The following is a 20810-nucleotide window of genomic DNA, read 5'->3' as shown; positions in this document are numbered from 1 at the left end:
GACATGAGCCGAGAAATCAGGCTGAACGCCTTCGACATGAGCTGCGTCGGACACCAATCGCCCGGGCTCTGGCGCCACCCGCGCGACAAATCCTGGACCTACAAGGATCTCGATTACTGGGTGCATCTTGCCAAGACGCTCGAGCGCGGGAAGTTCGACGGGCTCTTCATCGCTGACGTGCTCGGGGTCTACGATGTGCTGAACGGCAATGTCGATGCGGCGCTGCGCCATTCGGCACAGGTGCCGGTCAACGATCCGCTGCAGCTCATCCCAACCATGGCCCATGAGACCGAACACCTCGGCTTCGGGCTGACCGCATCGCTCTCCTTCGAGCACCCCTATACCTTCGCCCGCCGGATCTCCACGCTCGATCACCTGACCAAGGGGCGGGTGGGCTGGAACATCGTCACCTCCTACCTCAACAGCGGTGCCCTCAATGTCGGCCAGCCCGCGCAGACGAACCACGACGATCGCTATGACCTCGCCGACGAGTATCTCGAGGTCTGCTACAAGCTTTGGGAAGGCAGCTGGGAGGATGACGCCGTCGTCCGTGACCGCCAGAAGGGCGTTTTCACGGACCCGCGGAAAGTGCACCCGATCCGCCATGCAGGCAAGCATTTCACCGTGCCGGGCATTCACCTCAGCGAGCCCTCCCCACAGCGCACACCGGTACTCTATCAAGCGGGCGCCTCCAGCCGTGGCAAGGACTTCGCCGGCGCTCATGCCGAGTGCATTTTTGTCGCCGCACCGTCGAAAGCCGTGCTCAAGCGCTATGTCGCCAATGTCCGGCAGGCGGCCGAGCGGGCCGGCCGCAACCCGCGCGAAATCCTCGCCTTCAATCTGCAGACGGTCATCCTCGGCGAAACGGACACCGCGGCGCAGCGCAAATTCAGCGAGTACCGGCAGTACGCATCCTTTGAAGGAGCACTGACACTGATCTCAGGCTGGACGGGGATCGACTTTGGCCAGTTCGGCCCCGACGAGGTGCTGCGCCACCGCCATACCAATGCCGTGCAGTCCGCCGTCGAGACCTTCACGACGATCGATCCGAGCAAGGAATGGACCGTACGGGAAATGGCCGATTGGGTCGGTGTCGGCGGCTTCGGACCCGTCTTCGTCGGCTCACCATCGACAGTCGCGGACCTGATGCAGGAATGGGTCGAGGAGACCGACGTCGACGGTTTCAACCTTGCTTACACGGTAACCCCGGAGAGCTTCGAGGACGCGGTCGAGCTACTGGTGCCGGAACTCCAGAAACGCGGCGTCTACAAATCGGAGTATCGACAGGGAACCCTTCGCGAAAAGCTGGGTGGCACAAGCCCTCGCCTGCGGGCGCCGCATCCAGCCACCGCCTATCGCAATCTCGCAAACACGACGAAGCTTGCCATGTAAGGCCGACGCAACGGCAAGAAGCCTATGACGTCTTCACACATGCGGTCCAATGTTTGATCATTGCCGGCTCGGCTTAAGAAGCAACCTATAACGTTACCGTGCTGAGCTTCGACGTACTGCTGGCAAAGTTGCGCGCACGACTTAGCTTCCTAAAGGGCGAAAAAGGGCATCGCGTTGACCTAGAAGAAAAGCCGCGCGGGAAATGGTCCGCGTTTGGCTTTTGTCGCCAGGCGCCCTTAGCTTAGCGCGCCAACACGCCGATCCGAGTTGCGTGAATAGCCGAGCTTCTCGGATATTTCCGATGCAGCGTCGAGAAGACTCTCAAGGTAGGCCGCCCGATTGCGCAAGCCATCTTCGCGCGGCGCGACTAAACATAGCGTTGCGATGCATGCACCATCCGCCTGATGAACCGGCACGGCGAAGCAATGCGTAAAGTTCTCGACTTCGCTGTTGAAGGTGAAATAGCCGTCGCGCGCCGCGTTGCGGACTTGCCCGATGAAGTCGGCTGGATCGAGGCGCCTGCCGTTCGGCAGGACGAAGTCGTCCGGGGGAATGAGGTCAAGGATCTGGCGGTCGGACAGGTGCGACACGAGCAGCCGCCCCGAGGCCGTCCAGGGTATCGAGACGAGTTCGCCGACATTTGAGGAAATGCGGAACGGGCGGATGCCTTCCCGCATCATAGCCACCGTATACTTCGTACCCTCGAGGACGCACATCTGCGCCGTCTCCCGGGTTTCCTCTGCGAGGCGGATCAGCATGCGCTCGCATTCGCGCATGAGGTCGAACTGTTCGGCATAGGCGGTGCCGAGGAAATAGAGCCGGCGGCCGAGATAGACCCGGCCATCGTCCTGATAGTAGTCGAGCATGCCATGGCTGAGCAACAGGTTGACGAGCTCGTAGACCGAGGAGCGCGGCGCACCGATCTCGGCGGCGATCTCGTTTGGCCGCATGGGCTGGCGCCTCACGCGCAGGAATTCGAGGATCTCAAAGGCACGATCCAGTCCTCGGGTGCGCCGCGACACTGTGTCGACACCAGCCTCAGCCATGCTTTTCTCCAGTATTAGGCGCGATCCGCGCGGTAGGCAACGCAGTCAACTTCGACCTTGCAATCGACCATCATGCGTGATTGGACGCAAGCGCGCGCCGGAGGGTTTTCGCCGAAATAGTCGGCATACACGCCGTTAAAGCTCCAGAAATCGCGCGGATCGTCAAGCCACACGCCCACGCGCACGACGTCTTCAAGGCTGTAGCCCGCCTCATTGAGAATGGCAATCAGGTTTTCGATCGCCTTTCGGCTCTGGGCAACGATTCCGCCACCGACAATCTCCCCCTTTTCCATAGGGACCTGACCGGAAACATACAGCCAGCCGCCTGCTTCGGTGGCTCGGGCGAAGGGAAGTGGTTGTCCGCCTGCGCCAGTTTCACCGGCCCCATAGCGCTTGATCGTCATTCTTTTCACTTTCTCTTTTAGTTGAAGCTGGAGGTCTTCAGGAATTCAGCCAAGCGCTCGGTCTTGGGCCTCACGAACATCTCCTTTGGATCACCCTGCTCGCAGATGACCCCTTGATTCATGAAGATGACACGCGATGAAACTTCGTAGGCAAAGCGCATCTCATGGGTGACCAGCAGCATGGTCATGCCGTCTGCCGCGAGACCCTTGATCACCTGCAGCACTTCACCCACCAGTTCGGGATCAAGAGCCGAGGTCACCTCATCGAACAGCATAAGGCGTGGTGACATTGCGATTGCACGGGCGATTGCCACGCGTTGCTGCTGACCACCGGAAAGCTGGCCTGGGTAGTGATTGGTTCGTGCCGACAACCCGACGCGGTCGAGCCAACGCTCGGCGATTAAGCGCGCTTCGGCTTTCGGCATCTTCTTGACCTTGATGAGGCCAAGCATGACGTTCTGGGCTGCAGTCATGTGCGGGAACAGGTTGAATTGCTGGAAAGCCATTCCCGTAAGAGCGCGTTGACGGGCAATCTCCTTCTCGGTCTTGCGCCGACGCGTCGATCCTTGGACGTGGTAGCCGATCTCTTCTCCATCGAGGCTGATCGTGCCGCCCTGGAATTCCTCCAGCATGTTCACGCAGCGCAGCATCGTGGTCTTGCCCGAGCCGGACGAGCCGATGATCGAAATGACCTCGCCTTCCTGCACGGAGCAGTCGACGCCTTTGAGAACCTCGTGTTGGCCATAAGTTTTGCGCAGGCCCTTGATTTCAAGCATTGTCTTGGCCATCGATCGGCCTCCTCAGGATGGAAGGGCAGTCTTGCGCTCGACGAATTTGCCGAAACGCTCGATACCGAAGTTGACGACGAAATAGAGGGCTCCTGCCAGGAAGTAGAACTGCAGACTCATGAAGTTGCGGGAGATGATCTCCTGCGTGCGCAGCAGCAGCTCCGCCACACCGATTACCGACAGCAGGGTCGATGCCTTCACCATTTCTGCCGCCGTGTTGACCCAGGCTGGCAGACACTGGCGCAGGGCTTGAGGCCACAGGACGGAGGTGAACGTCTGCGTGAACGTCAGTCCGATCGCTTTTGCAGCTTCGGTCTGTCCCTTCGGGATGGCTTGCAGGGCACCGCGAACGATCTCACCGACGTGGGACGAACAAAATATCGCCAGCGCCAGAACGCCCGCCGCGAATGGTCCCAATTCGATGCCCACGGCGCTCGAGACGTAGTAGCTGGCGAGGACAAGGACCAAAACCGGCGTGCCGCGGATCACGTCCGTATAGGCCCTCACGATCAGGCGCAGCACACCGTTTCCATAAACCAGAGCCAGACCGACAAAGATCCCGAGCACCGAGCCTGCGAGGATGGCCAGCAGGGAGATCGATACCGTCATCGCGACGCCATTCACGATGACATGGCGGGCGATCCAAAGTTGATCGAGAAAAGTTTGAGACATTGGCTTACCTCGGCAATGCCAGACGCCGCTCGACAAGGCGCATCAGGGCGGCAATGAGGAAACAGGTGACGACATAGAGAGCGGATGTGACTATCCAGGTCTCGATGACACGGAAGCTCTCGACGTTGATCTTGCGCGCTGCAAACGTCAGCTCGGGCACGGCGATCGTTGCGGCAAGCGATGTGTCCTTAAAGAGAGAGATGATTGTCGACGATAGCGACGGCAGAACGTTGCGGATCATCAGTGGCGCTATGATCGAGGTGCGTATCTGCATCGACGTTAGGCCAATCGCCATTCCGGCTTCCGTCAATCCCTTTGGAATAGAGAGAAGTCCAGCGCGGAAAACTTCCGCCAGATACGCTCCCGAGTAGAGCGACAGAACCAGGACGAAGCTCTTTATCTTGTCGAGCCGGAAGCCGATCTGAGGCAGCGCAAAGAACGCAAACAAGACGAGAATGAGGATCGGCAGATTTCGTATCACAGTAACATAGGAGCGCGCCGGCACGACGATGAGGCGGTTCCTCGAAAGCAGCGCGAAAGCTACAAAAAGACCGAGGACAGCCCCGATCAAGATCGAGACCACCGCCAAGCCGAGGCTCAACATCAAGCCGCTAAGTAGGAAATCGAAGTTGCGCCAAACGGCAGCGAAATTCAGCGTATAACCCATTGTAGGCCGCCCCTCCAGAAGCGGGAGCGGGATGGACCCGCTCCCTCGGGCCATTTACTTGTATTCGACCGGGAAGCCGATTTGCGGAGGCGTCAGATCCTTGCCAAACCAAGTCTTGAACGATTTGGCATAGGCATCAAATTCGACACCGGTCATGGCTTCGTGAAGGGCGGTGTTGACGAAATTCAGCCAATCCTGGTCGCCGCGCTTGACGCCGCAGGCATAGGTCTGCGGATTCCAGCCGAAGCCTGCATCCTTATACTTGCCGGGGTTTTGGGTCATGTACCACGCCAGCGAGGACTGGTCGGTGGCCACGGAGTCGGCACGGCCGGATTCCAATGCCTGATAAATCAGGTCTACGGAGTCATACTGGTCGACTGTCGCTTCTGGAAGCGCGGCATGAACCATAGCTTCTGCATAAACATTCTGCAGGACCGAAATTGTCACCGATGAGCCGGCAGCCTTAAGCGCTGCGTAGTCGGCATACTTGCCATCAGCCTTCAGCATCAGGCCGACACCTTCACGGTAATAGGGAATCGTGAAGGCGATCTGCTGGGCTCGCTCGCCCGTCACCGTCATGAACTGGCAGGTGATGTCGACTTTGTCCGTGGTGATGTTCGGAATGCGGGCGTCTGAGGACTGATTGACGTACTCGATCTTCTCAGGATCGCCAAAGAGAGCCTTGGCGATGATGTGACCCATATCGACGTCAAACCCCTGGAGCTTGTCATCGGCGCTCTTGAAGTGCCAGGGCGCATTGGTGCTGCCTGTCCCCATGACGAGGTGACCGCGAGCAAGCACCTCGTCGAGCTTGCTCCCGTCCGCGAGAACCGGGCTGGAAAGAATTGTGGCTGCGGCCAAAGCGATCAGGCCGACACGAAAAGAAGATGTCATGGCGTTCCCCTTGTGAACATTTTGCTCTTGTCCAATATTCCGGACACATGTCTGTTTTATTGGATTTTCACAGGAAGCGGCATCAGCAATAAATTGTCAAGCTGCATCGCCAAAAAAGCTGCAGCGATGCGAACTGGCTTTTTTTGCAGGGCAGCATTTCTCCCATATTCGAGTTAATAGCCCTCGACACGTCGCCTTGGCCGCAATCAACGGTTGAGCGGACGGACGGCTAAGGTTGTCGGTCACCTTCGAGAAATCGGGGCTCCGCGAAAAGAGGCTGCCCGAAAAGACTTTCACGGATGGCCGACGTCACCGTCCGATCCAGGGAAATGTCTTCGCCCGAGACCATTGCGCGCGCCGCTCATACGCGCTGGCAGCCACAGTCGGCCAATTGACGGACCGTCTCTTCGCCCAAAGTCGATCAATCAATTTCGATCAAGTTGCCATAGCAATTTCGCCACCTTACGTTTAAGTAAGCGCGAGTTTTCGAAGTTAGGTGAATCCCTGAAATGCACAGCGATACAAACTTCCATGAAGAGGCAAGATTGCTTGCGCTTCTGGCAAATCAAAAAAGGCTCCTGATTGCCAGCCTCCTCTTAGACAACGAACTGAACGTCGGCGAGCTCGCGAAACGAGTTGGACTTTCTCAGTCGGCTCTATCCCAGCATCTGGCGAGACTACGTGAAGGCGACATCGTAACAACCCGACGTGACGCCCAGACAATCTACTATTCGACCACCCACTACGGCGTCCGAAAAATCCTTTCGACCCTAGATGAAATCTGCACTCGTCCGACAGTAACGGTGAGCGCGTCGAGGTAAACTTCTGGGGAGTGCCCGGTACTGAGAAGTGCCAACTTGCGGAAGAACAGGGCTGCTCCATCTTCTCCTCATAACGGTCTTTGAGGAGCGGCCATGATACCCCAAGGCGATCACCTGTTTTCCACGCAAATCTCAGGCGAACCGATGCCCGATGCCGGATTGTTTACGTGGGACCTCCGGAGCAATCTCGTCTATGCAGACAGCGCCCTTGCGCGGTTGTTTGGCCTTGAGCCTGACGAAGCAGAACATGGCCTGCCGCTACAGACCTACATGGAGCGTATTCATCCTCAGGATGCGCCGACCCTGGCCAAACAGATCAACGACACCATTGTTGCGGAGCATCCCACGGTGCAGAACTACCGCGTCCTGAACGAAGATGGGATCTATGTCGCTGTTTGCGCGTTTGGCCGGTGCTTTCGTGACCGCGAAGACGTTCCGGTTCATTATGCGGGTATCGTCGTACCCGCCGAGACATTGCCGAACTACAAATCTCACTAGGTTGGTTCGCCTAAAAGGCGCGGCGCTGGTCGTCGAGGGGATGCAAATTGCGCTGTTATAGTGGTATGCTGAGATTATCCGGTGCTGAACGTCTTGCCGTTTCCGCCGTCGTGATCGTCGCCGCTCCTCATTGCCCTCTCTAGCCGGATCACCGCGTCAATGAACGCGGGAAAGGCAGACTTGAGAAGCTCGAGGTTTGTGGCGACCTTGTCGGGCTTCAGGTCGAAACCGTATTTGTGGCGCACGAGATGGCGAAATCCCTTGAGTTCAAAAAGAGCGTCATAAAGTTCGAGATCGAGTAGTGCCGGACGCGTTCCAGCAATCTCGGCTGCCATCTGATCAAGGATGTCCTGGTGGGCAGAACCGCCTGTTGGGACGTAATCATCGACATCTTTCGCGATACTGAGAAGAATGTCCTCAATTCCATTATAGACATTGTGGATGCCCGATGAGACCGCCGCCACGGCTCCCCAGTCTCCATCTGCCACCTCAGCCGAATGGCTTGCGTAATACTGTTCCATCTGTGCCAGCTCGCGCTCTGCGCGGGCGATTCTTGGGGAAAGTTTCGCGAACTCTGGCAGGCTAAACGATGTCATGCAGTAACTCCAGGACACGATCTTCGGTCAGATCGTCCTCAAAAATCAGATCGTAAGGAATCGCGGATGACCGCATGCCGTCAGCTACCAGTCGCTCAACCAGATGACGGCGCTTGGGTTCGATCGGCCCGCGGACGAGAAAATCAACATCCGAATGGGAGCGGAAATCACCTTTCGCCAAAGAGCCGATAATGGTTATTTCGATCCCATCCCTTTCAGCGGCACGCAGAATACGCGCAACGGCTGCCGACGCCCGTTCGTGCCGGGTCTCACGTCTCCTCACCGTAAGTGCGTCCATCCTGTTCATGCGGGACTCCAATCTCCTACGACGAGCCTACAGCAATACAAGGAAAGCCGAAAGCCGGCGACATCTCTCCAGAATGTCTGGTCATCGAATTGGTGGCACTTCCTGCCTAATAGTGCTTAACGTTTGGCTCACGGCCCAAAATCATCCGACCATGCCGAATATAATACTCTCGCCGACCGATGTTCAGGATGTCTCTGCTTATATCCTAAGCCTTACGAAATAGAGGCTTCTCCAGCCGATGGAGCCATAACATGATCGCGAGGCGGAACACAGGCGCCGTCGCAGGCCGAACTGCAACAGCTGCGGCGAACCCTCGAAGTCTTCTGAAGGAGGCGAATGCGGGCGACGGCTTCATCCCGGTCAAGCCTCTGCAAAGTGATCCAACCATTGCCGTCGATGTGTGCGCCAGTTAATACTGCCGCTTCAACGAACTGGGATCGACGGAAACGTCCGATAACGCCCTATCGGACGTTTTGACAACGTGACCATCCCCATGGGAGATTTAGCTAAAAAGGTAGATTTCTGGAGCCTTTCGTGTCCCTGAACATCAAAAATCCGGCGACCGTCGCTCTCATAGACGAACTCGCGCGCCGCCAGGGCATCAGCAAAACCGCCGCCATTCATCAAGCGCTCAGCGAGCGCTTGCATCGCATGGGGTACGGCGATGTTGCCCAGGAGCGTCTGCTCGGCGAACTGCGCGCGATCCGCGAAAGGGTGGCGCGCCTGCCGGAACTAGACAGTCGCAGTGACGAGGAGATCGTCGGCTATGACGAGCATGGAATTCCGAACTGATGGTGATCGATACCTTCGCCATCGTCGCGATCCTGCGTAACGAACCTGAGGCGGCGAAACTCGAAAGAGCGCTTGTCGCCAGCCCAGTTCACCTAGTTCCGGCGACATGCGTGCTCGAAGCGCGCATGGTGCTGGTCAGCCGGCGCGGAGAACACGCATTGGCCGAAATCGATCTGTGGCTCCGTAAGATCGAGGCGGACATCATCCCGGTCGATTCCGATTTAGTCGATTTGGCGACGCAAGCCTGGTTGACCTACGGCAAAGGCCGCCATTCAGCGGCATTGAATTTCGCCGATTGCTTTTCCTACGCTTTGGCAAAGCGCGCGGACGAACCGCTGCACTTCATCGGCGAGGACTTTTCCCGGACCGATATCGGGGCGGCATGCTGCGTCGGACAACCTGCCTGACATCGTCCTCTCCCCTGCTCTACCCGCGCATTTGATCTAACTGATTGTGCCCGAGGCTATGTCGAGGACGGCGAACTCTGCCTACCCGCCGTGCCTATGCCGCCGACCGGAAACACTTTGCCGCCTGGTGCTGGCGGCAGACCTTGCCTCCCTCTCCCGCCCCCCAGATGGTCGAGTTGTACATCACAGCTCCCGCGTCCGGCACGGCCAGACGTCCTATCAAGCAAGCACCGTCTCCACCATAGAACGTCGCCAACGCGGCTGTCGCTTGACCGCAAGGATCGGAATATCGCCACGTGCTCTCTGGCATCCGCAACCGCCACGCTTTCCTGTCCCGGCAGAAGGAAGCCATTCTGCCGGAAGACCTGGTCGCCATGCTGGAGGCCCTGGATCGCGGTTCTCTGCGCGGCGGCGGGACCGTGCCATACTGCTTCTCGGCTTTGCCGGCGGCGAGCGACGCTCCGAAATCACCGGGGCGGACCTTGGCCGTGATCAAATGGAGGATGGGCGCGGCTGCATCGAGATCCTCGATAAGGGCCTGCTGCTGACGCTGCGCGGCAAGACCGGCTGGCGGCGCGAGGTGGAGTCGGCCGCGGGTCGTCGGATGCGACCTGCTCCGTCGTCGCCATCGAGACCTGGACCAAGTTCCTCAGGCTTGCCCATAGGCCCCCTGTTTCGCCGCGTCACCGGACAGGGAAAGTCTGTAGGGCGAGAGCGTTTGAACGACAAGGAAGTGGCGCCCGGTCAAGCGGGCCGCATATGGCCGCCGGCATTCGCGGCCATATGCGCGAAATAAGGCGCGCCCTTCAAGTTCTCGGGGCACTCGCTGCGTGCGCACCGGGTTTGCCGCTCTCGAGCCGGTTGGAAGGTCTGCAACAGACGTCCGCTTCTACCACTTGGCGACGGTCTTTTGATTGATCCCGTAACGCTTCGAAAGCGTCCTCAGGCTCTCTTGACTGTGTTGTATCGCTCGACGGACTGCCTCTGTCGTCGTGGCGCTCCCATGAAGAACCTGGCCCATAGCGCATCCTTTGATTCGGAAGACAGGAATGCCCCATCAAAGCCTGGGATCAACCTCTAGAACCGCGACCGCCTCGCCGCAGCCGCGATCACAGCGGCCCCGCTTCAATCTTTTAACGGCAGCGAGCTCCCGTTCAGATTGGTTAAGGGCCACGTGCTCGAACCGGCGAGGGGATCGAGATCGCAGCAGTCATCTTCAGCAATCGCGACGAAGACAGTCTTATCGAAAGCGTCGTCGGCCGGTTGAGCAAATTGGACGATAGCGCCCGAGGAGCGCCGGATCAGGCCATTGCGGCCGAGCGGAGGCTCACGGGCTCGCCTCGTCAGAGCGAGAATCTTGCCAAGCATTGCCGATTGTCACGACTATTGGTAGCATTTGCGGCCGCCGCTGACCTGCAGTTCGCGATGCCTTGAATTGATAGACTTCCTCGTGTTCGTTGGAGACTGATCGATGAAAGTGCCACGTCGAGTTTCACCGGCCTATCTGAGCGTACTCCTCGTTGCGTGGATGTCAGCGCCTCAAGGCGCCTTGGGGCAGACGGTGCCAACCGTCGGGATAGCGAGCGTTCAGATTGAGGATGTCTCTCCAAAGCATGAATTCGTCGGACGTGTCGAAGCGGCGGACGCGGTAGACATCCGCTCACGGATCGAAGGCTTCCTCGACAAGCGGCTTTTCGACGAAGGCCAGATCGTCAGGAAGGATCAGGATCTTTTCCTCATCGACAAGCGATCGCTCGAAATCTCCCTCGAAGATGCCCAGGCTTCCCTTGCAAGCGCTCAGGCAACGCTGACGGACGCGCAACGACGGCTCGAACGAAATCAGTCATTGAGCTCACAGACCGTCTCGCGCGCCACGCTGGAGGAGAGCCAAACTGCGGTGGAAACGGCTCAAGCGAACGTCTTGTCGGCGCAGGCACGAGTAGGGCAAGCAGAGCTAAACCTCAGCTATAGTCGAATAACCTCCCCGATCGAGGGACGCATCGGGGCAGCAGAGTTGTCAATTGGAAGCTTCGTAAGCGGCAGTTCACCGATACTCGCACGCGTCGTCGAAATGGACCCGATCCGCGTCGTATTCTCCGTCAGCGACCGGTCGATCCTTGACCTGCGGGCTGCCGCGGGCGGCATAGGCAAAGACGATCTGGCCAGGAAGTATGAGCCCACCTTACGTCTGTCCAATGGCCAGCAATACAGTGAGCCGGGCAAGATCGAGTTTTTCGGAAACGAAATCGACGAGACAACGGGCACACTGGCAATTCGAGCACTGTTTAGCAATCCAGAGCACCTGCTCGTTCCAGGCCAGTTCGTGACAGTCATCATATCGGAGGCGGAACGGAAGATGCGCCCGGTTGTCCCGTTAGGCGCTGTCCAGCAAGACCGCGAGGGCAAATTCGTCCTGCTTGTCGATCAGAAGAAGCAGGTTACGCTCCAGCGCATAAAAGTCTCAAAGCAGGTCGACGGAAACTGGGCTGTGGACGAAGGACTGAAAGGGGGCGAGAACCTCATCGTGGAGGGACTGCAGAACGTCTCCGAGGGAGCGGCCGTGAATGTCACGCCGGTGGCTCCGGAAGGCATCGTAGCCTCGCCGTCCTCCGTCGCGCCCCAAGCTGGTACACAGCAATGAATATATCCGGACCCTTCCTTGCCAGACCAAGGTTCGCGATGGTCATTGCGATCGTCATGATGATCGCGGGCGCCGTCTCCCTCCTCCTGATACCGGTCGCTCAATTCCCTCAGATTACACCGCCGGAGGTGCAGGTAACTGCCAGCTATCCCGGTGCCAATGCCAGCGTCATGACGGACAGCGTGGGAGCGCCGATCGAGGACCAGGTGAACGGCGTCGAAGACATGCTCTACATGTCGTCGTCCAGCACCAACAATGGCACATACAGTCTGACGGTGACATTTGCCGCGGGGACAGACCCTGCAATCGCCCAGGTCAACGTTCAGAATCGGGTGGCCATGGCAACGCCGCGACTTCCGGCTGCGGTGACCCAGACCGGTGTGTCTGTGAGAAGCCGTTCGTCGAGCATGCTTCTCGGTTTCGCGATCTACTCGCCGAGGGGTACGAAAGACGAAATCTTCATCAGCAACTACGCGACGATAAACATCCGAGACGCGATCGCCCGGCTCCCCGGCGTCGGAGAAGCGAGCGTTTTCGGTCCCACCTATAGCATGCGCGTGTGGATGAACCCTGACCGCATGCAAGCCCTCGCAGTAACGGCCGCCGATCTGACGGCAGCCATTCAGGCTCAGAACGCTCAGGCATCAGCCGGGCAGCTCGGATCACCGCCGTTGGTAGCAGGCCAGCAAATGCAGTTGACCGTTATGGCCCGAGGACGGCTTGCGAGCGAAACCGAGTTCGGCGACATCATCGTTCGTACGAACCGGGATGGCGCGATCGTACGCATCCGCGACGTTGCCCGAGTAGAACTCGGCGCACAATCATATGACACTGCCTCCACCTTGAACGGGCAGCCCAGTGCGACGGTGGTCGTCTATCAATCGTCAGATGCCAACGCCCTGGCCGTGTCCGCCGCTGTCCTCAAAGAATTGGAGACATTATCGAAGCAGTTTCCCGACGACGTCGCGTATACGGTGGTTTTCGATACGACCGCTTTCGTTCGACAGACGATCGAAGAAATTCTCGTCACGCTGGCCATTACCTTTGCCCTCGTCGTCGCGGTGGTCTTTATCTTCCTACAAGACTGGCGCGCGACAGTAATCCCCACATTGACCATACCCGTTTCGCTGGTAGGCGGCTTCGCCGTGCTCTACCTCATGGGATATTCGGCCAACACCATCACCCTGTTTGCGATGATACTCGCCATCAGTCTCGTGGTGGACGATGCAATCATCGTCGCGGAGAACGTTCAGCGAGTGATGAGCGAAGCCCGCGTTGGCGTACGGGAAGCGACCTTGCGCACCATGAACGAGGTGACGGGTCCGATCGTCGCCACCACGCTGGTCTTGGCCGCCCTTTTCATTCCGGTGGCCTTTCTTGCCGGCATAACCGGTGAGCTCTACCGTCAATTTGCCGTCACGATTCTGGTCACGATCACTTTCTCAACGATCAATGCGTTGACGTTGAGCCCGGCCCTATGCGTTCTCATGCTCCGGCCCGCGCGACACAGCCCGTCACGACTTTTCAGCAAGGTGAACAAGGGACTGGATGCGTCACGACGCTTTTATCTGAACTTGCTGGAGGTTTTTTCCCGCAGGCTGGTTCTAGCTGCCTTGCTCCTTGTAGCCGTTCTCGGCGGCATTTACGGCTTCTATCGTGTCTTGCCGACTGGATTCGTTCCTGCCGAAGACCAGGGCTATCTCTTCATGAACGTGCAATTGCCAAGCGGGGCATCCCTGGAAAGAACGCAGCAAACAATTGCAACGGTCAGCTCCGTGCTTCAGCGAACCCCTGGCGTTGCAAATACGATCGGAATCGCCGGCTCAAGTATGGTGGGTGGCGGGGGCTCCAACTCGGGAATGGTCATCGCGGCATTGCGCCCTTGGAATGAGCGGGAGAGCGATCAAAGCGTCTTTGCACTGATAGACCGACTACGCGCTGAATTCGCAACGATTTCGACCGCGTCGGTTGTACCGTTCAATCCACCGGCGATACCCGGCCTCGGTACGACGGGGGGGTTTGACTTCCGTCTTCAGGCGCGCGAAGGGCAAAGTCAGGAGGAACTGGCCGAAGTGATGCGCGGTCTGATCGTAGCGGCAAACCAGACGGGGAAGACGGCCAGCGTATTCAGCACTTTTTCTGCTGATACGCCGCAAATCTATCTCGATATCGACAGGAAGCGCGCCGAACTTTTCGGCGTTTCGCCAGCAACGATTTTCAGCACGCTTCAATCCCACCTCGGATCGTCATATGTCGACGACTTCAACATCTTCTCGCGGGTGTACCAGGTACGCATTCAGGACGAGCCCAGTTTCCGAACCCGAATTGAAGATATTCAGCGATTGCGGGTGCAAGGTCAGTCCGGCAATCTCGTTCCGCTGCAAGGACTGCTTTCGATTTCGACCGTCTACGGTCCGAACTCGGTTAACCGCTACAATCTCTTCCCGTCGGCTGCGATCAACGGCCAGGCAGCGGCCGGCTCCAGCACCGGCGATGCGCTGGAGACCATGGAAACGCTTGCGGTGGAAAAATTGCCCCCCGGCTTCGGCTACGAGTGGACCGGATTGGCGCTGCAGGAGCGGCAGGCAGGCAATCAGACAGCAATCATCCTCATCATGGGGATCCTCTTCACCTACCTTTTCCTCGTCGCTCAATATGAAAGCTGGAGCGTGCCGCTGGCGGTGATGCTGTCGGTGACGGTGGCCGTTGTCGGAGCGTTGGGCGGTCTCGTGATTGGTGGCATCGATCTCAATATCTACGCGCAAATCGGCCTGTTGCTGCTTATCGGGCTTGCTGCGAAAAATGCGATCCTCATCGTGGAATTTGCCAAGGAACGCCGCGAAGGAGGCCTCAGCATCATGGAAGCAGCCACCGCGGGAACGGCACAGCGCTTTAGACCCGTCTTGATGACTGCGATGGCGTCCGTGCTTGGCGTTGTGCCTTTGGTCGTCGCCACGGGCGCGGGAGCAGCCAGCCGGCAGGCAATCGGTACGACAGTCCTGGGAGGACTACTCGTTGGCACTGTCGTCGGCCTCCTGGTTATCCCACTTCTGTATATCCTCGTCCAAACCGTCAGAGAGGCTGTCAAACGTCGAATTTTCGGCCACGGCCGCGACGAGGCCAGCGGACCTCCGACTGCCATAGCTCCTGAGTAGATGACGGCTCAAAAGCAACGGTGTTTTGCAGGCAACAACGGTTGCGCGCAACAGGCCTGCTTGCCGGCTGGTTTGTCGCTTCATTGTCATTGCCAGCACCTGGGTGCTTGCGCGTGCGATCCATGCGCACATCCATCACCGCGTCTTCTTGAACGGCAATCGTAGCGTCGTGTTCCCGCCGAGCCCAGGGAGCTACGCATCGGAGCGGATGGGATAAAAGCCTACAGGCATCACAACATTGCGACGACCTTCACGTCGCTGCTCAACCCTGTTGAGAGCAGAAGCAATGGCTTGCCGACCGTCCGGACAGGTTTGATGGCCGCCGGCGTGAAAATGGGCGGCTGGGCGGCTGTTATCCTGTTCTAGGCGCAATGCGGTCGCCGGCTGCGATTGACGTCGATTGTCGTGTGCCAGAACACGGCACCAAGAATGATCGCGCCGCCGAAATAGGTGGCGACGGGCGGCTGTTCGGAAAACAACAGCCAGACCCAGAAGGGGGTGAGCACGATTTCCATCGTTCCGATGAGCGCCGCTTCCGCCGGCGCCATCCGCTTTGCCCCGGCAAGGAAGAGCACCAGCGCGAGGGAGAAATTGGTCGCGCCGAAGGCGGCAAGAACGATCCAGTTGTGCAGATCGAGCGAGCTCAATGAACCGAACGGAGCAAAAATGACGAGGGTCAGGAAAGCGCTGACGACGGTCGGCGGCAGGCTCGGCACGTCGGGATCGATGCGGGGGATGACGATGACGAGCGCGAAGGACGCAGTCATGCCGAGCGCCAGCAGATCGCCCCAACCCGTGCCGCCGCCAATCGACGAGGCGACGATGACCGCGACGCCGAAGAACGAGATGCCGCCGGCAATCAGCGTCCGTCTGGCAACCCTCTCCTTGAGGATGAGCCAGCCGAGTAGGGCTGCGATGAAGGGCGTCGTCGCATAGATCATCGTCACATTGGCGACGGTGGTCATGTAAAGCGCCCCGATGAAGCATCCCTGACTGAAAGTCTGGCATGCGATCATGGCAAGACCGGACGGATGGAAGACGGAACGCCATTGCCGCCGTGAGATACCCCCTTCGAGGAAAAGACAGGGGATCAGCAGGAACAGTCCGCCGAACAACGACCGCCAGGCGATCGCTGTCCATACGTCGGTGGTCAGGAGCCGCGAATAGACACCGCTCGCGCTCCAGGCAAGCGTCGCGGCAACGATGAGAAGCACACCCTTCCCATGCTCGCTGCCTGCGAGGCGTCTGGCCGGATTTTCTATGGTCACGCAGATATTCTCAAAGAAGGAAGTCGAACGCCGTTCTTTTCTGCGCCAGGAGTTGACATTAGACAAACGAATAGTTGAGATAGCTATCATCGATTTTTTCTATGGCTACTCATGCACGAGCCAATCGAGAGCGACTTACTGAGAACTTTTCTAGTCGTCGCAGAGACGTCCAATTTCTCCGCGGCTGCCCAGCGCATTGGGCGGACACAGTCGGCCGTCAGCACCCAGATCAAGAGGCTCGAGGAGACGATCGGCGAAACTCTGTTTGAACGGGGCGCTCGCGGCGTCGTGATGACGCGCCAGGGCATACAGCTTGTGCCTTACGCCCGCAGGATCATTGACCTGTTGAGCGAGGCTGCCGCGACGATCCGCAGCAAGCCGCTGGATGGGCCGGTGCGCATCGGAATTCCCGAGGAATACAGCCAGACGGTGCTGCCGGCGGCACTTGCGGCTTTCGCCGTACGCCACCCGGCCGTCGAGGTCACCGTGTCCTGCGACTATACGGTCCGCAACATTGCCGCCCTGGAGCGCGACGAGCTCGATCTGGCCGTCGTTTTCGACTGGAGCGACCAGACGAACGGCGAGGTCCTCTGCATCGATCCGACCGTCTGGGTCACATCCATGGTCCACCGGCTGCATGACATCGATCCCCTGCCTGTTGCAACCTATCGCAACTCCATCTGGTCGCGCGATTTTGCGCTGCGGTCGCTGGAGCAGCTGGGCCGCAACTACCGGATCGCATTCATCGCCGATACCGGCTCGGGGTTGAAAAACGCCGTGACGGCTGGCCTCGCCGTCACCACGCTCTCCCGCAGCAACATTCCGCCCGGCTGCCGGGAGCTGACCGCCGAAGACGGTTTCCCGCCGGTCGATTCCTCCAAGGTCGTGCTGCGCCGGAGCACTTTTCGCTCCAGTGAGGCCGTCCGGGAACTGGCCGAAATGGTACGGGACGCGTTCCAGCCTATGTCGGCGATGACGTGATACGGCGGCGCAATCGGCGCCGGGTCTCGGATGGGCTCTCGGAAAAACTCGTCCGGTAGCTTCTCGCAAAGGCTGAGGCCGAGTTGAAACCGGTCGCCGCGGCGATATCGGCGAAGGAGGCTGTCGTCTCAATTACCTTGCGGCGCGCCGCATTCAAACGCAGGGCGAGATAGTGCACATGCGGCGGCGCGCCGATGTTCTGCTGGAAAAGATCCTGCAGATGCCGGGCGCTGATGCCCACCTTGCGGGCCAACCGCGCCAGAATGAGAGGCTGCTCGATATGCTCCTCCATCAGCCGCACTGCCTGTGCCACGCGGGGATCATGCATGCGCAGCCCTGCCGAGGCTGCGGAAAGCTGTTCGTCGGCATGGAAGGAAGGCTGCTCGTAACGGAACAGCCGGCTGACCTCGAGTGCCAGCGAATAACCCTGCCGTTGCCTGATCACCTCCAGCATCAGGTCCACGGTCGGAAGCGAACCTGATGTCGTCAGCCGCTTGCCGTCGATGACGAAACGATCCTTCACGGCCCTCACCTGCGGATAGGCCAGCGCAAAATCTTCGTAGTCCTCCCAGTGGACGGTCGCCGGCAGTCCGTCGAGTAGGCTTGCCTCGGCCAGCAGCCATGTGCCGGACTCGATGCCGGCAATCACGTTGCGGTAGCGGGCAGCCTGGGAGAGCTGCATCTTGAGCGCCGGCGTCACGCTTCGACGCCAATTGTAACTGGCAAGCACGAAAAGCGGCGCATCCTCGCTCGTCGCCCGGAAGGCCCCTTGGGCGGGCACGGCGATATGGCTGGTGGTCGGGACCGGCGCCCCGTCTGGCGTCAGGAGCCGCCAGCGATAGAGCTCGCTGCCGGAAATGCGATTGGCGCCGCGCAGCGGCTCGATGACCGACGCGATCAGGATCAGGTTCGTATCCGGCAGGACGAGAAGGTCAATATCGAGCCGTTCCGTCGATCGCTGCAGCAAAGCCACCTCCCTTTAATTCTGACAATGTATCGATAGCTTCCGAGATTGCAAAGCATCTCCATTCATCCTGCCGCGTAATGCGGACAAGACGGGGAGAACGACAATATGCCTCTTGCGATGAACCGCGATGTTTTCATCACCTGCGCTGTTACCGGCGCCGGCGATACGGTTTCCAGATCCAGTCACGTGCCGATCACTCCCAAGCAGATCGCCGAATCCGCCATCGACGCGGCCAAGGCTGGTGCTGCGGTCGTTCACTGCCACGTCCGCGATCCGCAAACGGGTGCGGCCAGCCGTCGCAACGACCTTTACAAGGAGGTCACCGACCGCATCCGCTCGGCGGATGTCGACGTCGTCCTCAATCTCACCGCCGGTATGGGCGGGGACCTGATCTTCGGGGATGTCGAAGCCCCCCTTCCCCTCAATGCGAAAGGCACTGATATGGCGGGCGCCACCGAGCGCGTCAGCCATGTCGCCGAATGCCTGCCGGAAATCTGCACACTCGACTGCGGCACGATGAATTTCAACCTCGGCGACTATGTCATGACCAACACGCCGGCCATGCTGCGGGCCATGGCCAAGAAGATGACGGATCTCGGCGTGCGACCCGAGATCGAGGCCTTCGACACCGGTCATCTCTGGTTTGCCAGGCAGCTTGCCGAGGAAGGCCTGATCGAAGATCCGGTACTGATCCAGCTGTGCCTGGGAATTCCTTGGGGCGCTCCCGATGATCTCAATACCTTCATGGCGATGGTCAACAACGTACCGGAGAGCTGGACCTTTTCGGCCTTTTCGATCGGCCGCAACGCCATGGCCTATCCGGCGGCGGCCGTGCTGGCGGGCGGCAATGTGCGCGTCGGGCTCGAGGACAATCTCTTCGTCGGCAAGGGCCAGCTCGCCACCAATGCGCAGCTCGTCGAAAAGGCCGTGCAGGTCGTCGAAGGCATGGGCGCGCGGATCATCGGTCCGGACGACGTCCGCAAGAAACTCAAACTGACGAAGCGCTGAGGACGGGATGGCAGGGATCAACAAGGCGGCTTGTATCGGGGGCGGCGTCATCGGCGGCGGATGGATCGCACGGTTCCTGCTGGCCGGCATCGACGTGAATGTGTTCGACCCGCATCCGGAAGCGGGCCGCATCGTCGGCGAAGTAATCGCCAATGCCGAAAAAGCCTATGCCATGCTGACCGGGGCACCCTTGCCGCCGCGCGGCAGGCTCAACTTCTGCAAGACATTGGAGGAAGCTGTCGCCGATGCCGACTGGATTCAGGAAAGCGTGCCGGAAAGGCTTGACCTCAAGCGCGGCGTCCTGACTGAGATCGATGCCGCTGCGCGCCCCAACGCTCTGATCGGCTCTTCCACGTCGGGCCTGCTGCCGAGCGATCTGCAGCGCGACATGACGCATCCCGAACGCCTCTTCGTCGCCCATCCCTACAACCCCGTCTATCTGCTGCCACTCGTCGAAATCGTCGGCGGCGAGAGGACTTCAGCGGCGACTATCCGCGCAGCGATGGACAGCCTGCCGCCGATCGGCATGAAGGGCGTCCACATCGCCAAGGAAATCGAGGCCTTCGTCGGCGACCGGCTGCTCGAAGCGCTGTGGCGCGAGGCCCTGTGGCTCATCCATGACGATATCTGCACCGTCGAGACCCTCGATGACGTCATCCGCTATTCTTTCGGCCTGCGCTGGGCGCAGATGGGCCTGTTCCAGACCTACCGCATCGCCGGCGGCGAGGCCGGGATGCGCCATTTCCTCGCCCAGTTCGGTCCCTGCCTCGCCTGGCCCTGGACCAAGCTCACCGATGTCGTCGATCTCGACGAGGCTCTCATCGAAAAGATCGGCCGGCAATCCGACGAACAGGCGGCTGGCCTCTCGATCCGCGAGCTCGAACGCATCCGCGACGAAAATCTCGTCGGCATCCTGCAAGCCCTCAAGGGTGGCCACGCCGGCAAGGGATGGGGCGCCGGCAAGCTGCTGAAGGACTTCGAGCAATCGCTCTGGGCGCAAGGCGGCAGGGCAACCGTGTCTTTTGACCCGTCGAAGCCGCTGAGGCTCGTCGAGACGAAAGTCAGCCCTGCCTGGGTCGACTATAACGGCCATATGACCGAACACCGCTACCTGCAGGTTTTTGGCGACACCTCCGATGCGCTGTTGCGCCTGATCGGCGTCGATCTCGCCTATGTCGAGGCGGGACAGAGCTACTACACAGTGGAAACCCACATCCGCCATCTCGGCGAGGCAAAGCTCGGCCAGGCGATCCATTCGACCTGCCAGATCCTGTCTGTCGACGAGAAACGGCTGCATGTCTTCCACACCCTTTACGGCACGGCCACGGGCGAGGCTCTCGCCACGGCCGAGCACATGTTGCTGCATGTCGACACCAAGGCAGGCAAGGCTATCCCTGCACCGGCCGCTGTGTACGACAAGGCGAAGGTGATTGCGCAAGCGCACGCGACGTTGACGGTGCCTGAAGGCGTCGGCCGTCACGTCGGCCAGAAACGGTAGGAGGATCG

At 59.5% G+C, this 20810-nt stretch carries 21 protein-coding genes and 3 pseudogenes; 12 read left to right on the top strand and 12 right to left on the bottom strand.

Going from position 1 to position 20810, the window contains the following annotated elements:
- Positions 1-3 precede the first annotated feature (3 nt).
- On the top strand, positions 4-1392 hold the full coding sequence (locus PMI09_RS23205) for an LLM class flavin-dependent oxidoreductase (protein ID WP_007800165.1): 1389 nt from the start codon (positions 4-6) through the stop codon (positions 1390-1392).
- 236 nt (positions 1393-1628) lie between these two features.
- Here the strand turns inward: PMI09_RS23205 and PMI09_RS23200 are convergent, their stop codons facing one another.
- From PMI09_RS23200 to PMI09_RS23175, 6 genes are read right to left on the bottom strand one after another with little or no spacing between them, the layout of a single operon-like run.
- Positions 1629-2438, bottom strand: coding sequence for an IclR family transcriptional regulator (locus tag PMI09_RS23200; RefSeq protein WP_007800163.1), 810 nt, complete (start codon positions 2436-2438; stop codon positions 1629-1631).
- A gap of 14 nt (positions 2439-2452) precedes the next feature.
- Entirely contained in the window at positions 2453-2842 is a 390-nt protein-coding gene (locus PMI09_RS23195; protein ID WP_007800161.1) for a RidA family protein, read from the bottom strand.
- 17 nt (positions 2843-2859) lie between these two features.
- Positions 2860-3630: an amino acid ABC transporter ATP-binding protein gene (locus PMI09_RS23190; RefSeq protein WP_007800160.1), complete on the bottom strand. Its 771-nt coding sequence runs from the start codon at positions 3628-3630 to the stop codon at positions 2860-2862.
- Positions 3631-3642: 12 nt separating this feature from the next.
- The gene (locus PMI09_RS23185) at positions 3643-4302 is read right to left on the bottom strand and encodes an amino acid ABC transporter permease (RefSeq protein WP_007800158.1); all 660 of its coding nucleotides are present in this window, start codon (positions 4300-4302) and stop codon (positions 3643-3645) included.
- A gap of 4 nt (positions 4303-4306) precedes the next feature.
- Entirely contained in the window at positions 4307-4969 is a 663-nt protein-coding gene (locus tag PMI09_RS23180; RefSeq protein WP_007800156.1) for an amino acid ABC transporter permease, read from the bottom strand.
- A gap of 54 nt (positions 4970-5023) precedes the next feature.
- A complete protein-coding gene (locus PMI09_RS23175; RefSeq protein ID WP_007800155.1) occupies positions 5024-5863 on the bottom strand; it encodes a transporter substrate-binding domain-containing protein in 840 nt (279 codons plus the stop codon).
- A 509-nt stretch (positions 5864-6372) separates the two neighbouring features.
- Here PMI09_RS23175 and PMI09_RS23170 point away from each other — a divergent pair.
- Positions 6373-6684 (top strand): ArsR/SmtB family transcription factor, encoded by a 312-nt coding sequence (locus PMI09_RS23170; RefSeq protein ID WP_007800153.1) that lies wholly within the window; start codon positions 6373-6375, stop codon positions 6682-6684.
- 93 nt (positions 6685-6777) lie between these two features.
- On the top strand, positions 6778-7182 hold the full coding sequence (locus PMI09_RS23165) for a PAS domain-containing protein (protein ID WP_007800151.1): 405 nt from the start codon (positions 6778-6780) through the stop codon (positions 7180-7182).
- A 74-nt stretch (positions 7183-7256) separates the two neighbouring features.
- Here the strand turns inward: PMI09_RS23165 and PMI09_RS23160 are convergent, their stop codons facing one another.
- The gene (locus PMI09_RS23160; RefSeq protein WP_007800149.1) at positions 7257-7778 is read right to left on the bottom strand and encodes a hypothetical protein; all 522 of its coding nucleotides are present in this window, start codon (positions 7776-7778) and stop codon (positions 7257-7259) included.
- Positions 7765-8076 (bottom strand): nucleotidyltransferase domain-containing protein, encoded by a 312-nt coding sequence (locus PMI09_RS23155; protein WP_244423808.1) that lies wholly within the window; start codon positions 8074-8076, stop codon positions 7765-7767. Before PMI09_RS23155 ends, PMI09_RS23160 begins: the two co-directional genes overlap by 14 nt.
- A gap of 543 nt (positions 8077-8619) precedes the next feature.
- Between PMI09_RS23155 and PMI09_RS23150 the strand changes: the two genes are divergently transcribed.
- From PMI09_RS23150 to PMI09_RS32330, 3 genes and pseudogenes are all read left to right on the top strand, one after another.
- A complete protein-coding gene (locus PMI09_RS23150; RefSeq protein ID WP_007800143.1) occupies positions 8620-8877 on the top strand; it encodes a type II toxin-antitoxin system VapB family antitoxin in 258 nt (85 codons plus the stop codon).
- A complete protein-coding gene (locus PMI09_RS23145) occupies positions 8877-9284 on the top strand; it encodes a type II toxin-antitoxin system VapC family toxin (RefSeq protein ID WP_007800141.1) in 408 nt (135 codons plus the stop codon). Before PMI09_RS23150 ends, PMI09_RS23145 begins: the two co-directional genes overlap by 1 nt.
- Before the next feature lie 36 nt (positions 9285-9320).
- Positions 9321-10119, top strand: a pseudogene (locus PMI09_RS32330) (integrase); the annotation flags it as partial.
- Between the two features lie 57 nt (positions 10120-10176).
- Here PMI09_RS32330 and PMI09_RS31485 read toward each other — a convergent pair.
- Both PMI09_RS31485 and PMI09_RS23135 read right to left on the bottom strand, forming a co-directional pair.
- Positions 10177-10305, bottom strand: a pseudogene (locus PMI09_RS31485) (IS481 family transposase); the annotation flags it as partial.
- Between the two features lie 104 nt (positions 10306-10409).
- Positions 10410-10652 (bottom strand): hypothetical protein, encoded by a 243-nt coding sequence (locus PMI09_RS23135; RefSeq protein WP_007800133.1) that lies wholly within the window; start codon positions 10650-10652, stop codon positions 10410-10412.
- Positions 10653-10755: 103 nt separating this feature from the next.
- On the opposite strand from PMI09_RS23135, the gene PMI09_RS23130 reads away from it, so the two are divergent.
- The 3 genes and pseudogenes from PMI09_RS23130 to purU form a co-directional block, all read left to right on the top strand.
- Positions 10756-11925 carry an efflux RND transporter periplasmic adaptor subunit gene (locus tag PMI09_RS23130; protein WP_007800131.1) on the top strand — a complete coding sequence of 390 codons (1170 nt, stop codon included), beginning with the start codon at positions 10756-10758 and terminating at the stop codon, positions 11923-11925.
- Complete coding sequence (locus PMI09_RS23125; RefSeq protein ID WP_037083849.1) at positions 11922-15080, top strand: efflux RND transporter permease subunit; 3159 nt, start codon at positions 11922-11924, stop codon at positions 15078-15080. Before PMI09_RS23130 ends, PMI09_RS23125 begins: the two co-directional genes overlap by 4 nt.
- Before the next feature lie 103 nt (positions 15081-15183).
- Positions 15184-15297: pseudogene (gene purU, locus PMI09_RS30620) on the top strand (formyltetrahydrofolate deformylase); the annotation flags it as partial.
- Positions 15298-15442: 145 nt separating this feature from the next.
- Here the strand turns inward: purU and PMI09_RS23120 are convergent.
- Positions 15443-16348 carry a DMT family transporter gene (locus PMI09_RS23120; RefSeq protein ID WP_007800126.1) on the bottom strand — a complete coding sequence of 302 codons (906 nt, stop codon included), beginning with the start codon at positions 16346-16348 and terminating at the stop codon, positions 15443-15445.
- Positions 16349-16459: 111 nt separating this feature from the next.
- Between PMI09_RS23120 and PMI09_RS23115 the strand changes: the two genes are divergently transcribed.
- Positions 16460-17329: a LysR substrate-binding domain-containing protein gene (locus tag PMI09_RS23115; protein ID WP_007800124.1), complete on the top strand. Its 870-nt coding sequence runs from the start codon at positions 16460-16462 to the stop codon at positions 17327-17329.
- On the opposite strand, the gene PMI09_RS23110 is transcribed toward PMI09_RS23115, so the two are convergent.
- On the bottom strand, positions 17310-18302 hold the full coding sequence (locus PMI09_RS23110) for a GlxA family transcriptional regulator (RefSeq protein WP_037083847.1): 993 nt from the start codon (positions 18300-18302) through the stop codon (positions 17310-17312). The two genes, PMI09_RS23115 and PMI09_RS23110, sit on opposite strands and share 20 nt — an antisense overlap.
- 99 nt (positions 18303-18401) lie before the next feature.
- On the opposite strand from PMI09_RS23110, the gene PMI09_RS23105 reads away from it, so the two are divergent.
- Positions 18402-19304 carry a 3-keto-5-aminohexanoate cleavage protein gene (locus PMI09_RS23105; RefSeq protein ID WP_007800119.1) on the top strand — a complete coding sequence of 301 codons (903 nt, stop codon included), beginning with the start codon at positions 18402-18404 and terminating at the stop codon, positions 19302-19304.
- Between the two features lie 7 nt (positions 19305-19311).
- Positions 19312-20802 carry a carnitine 3-dehydrogenase gene (locus tag PMI09_RS23100; protein WP_007800116.1) on the top strand — a complete coding sequence of 497 codons (1491 nt, stop codon included), beginning with the start codon at positions 19312-19314 and terminating at the stop codon, positions 20800-20802.
- The last annotated feature ends 8 nt before the right edge of the window (positions 20803-20810 follow it).

It is taken from the genome of Rhizobium sp. CF122, from assembly GCF_000282035.1.
Lineage (GTDB): Bacteria > Pseudomonadota > Alphaproteobacteria > Rhizobiales > Rhizobiaceae > Rhizobium.
Note: the sequence above shows the minus strand (reverse complement) of the source record. Positions and strands in the feature narration are given on the sequence as shown.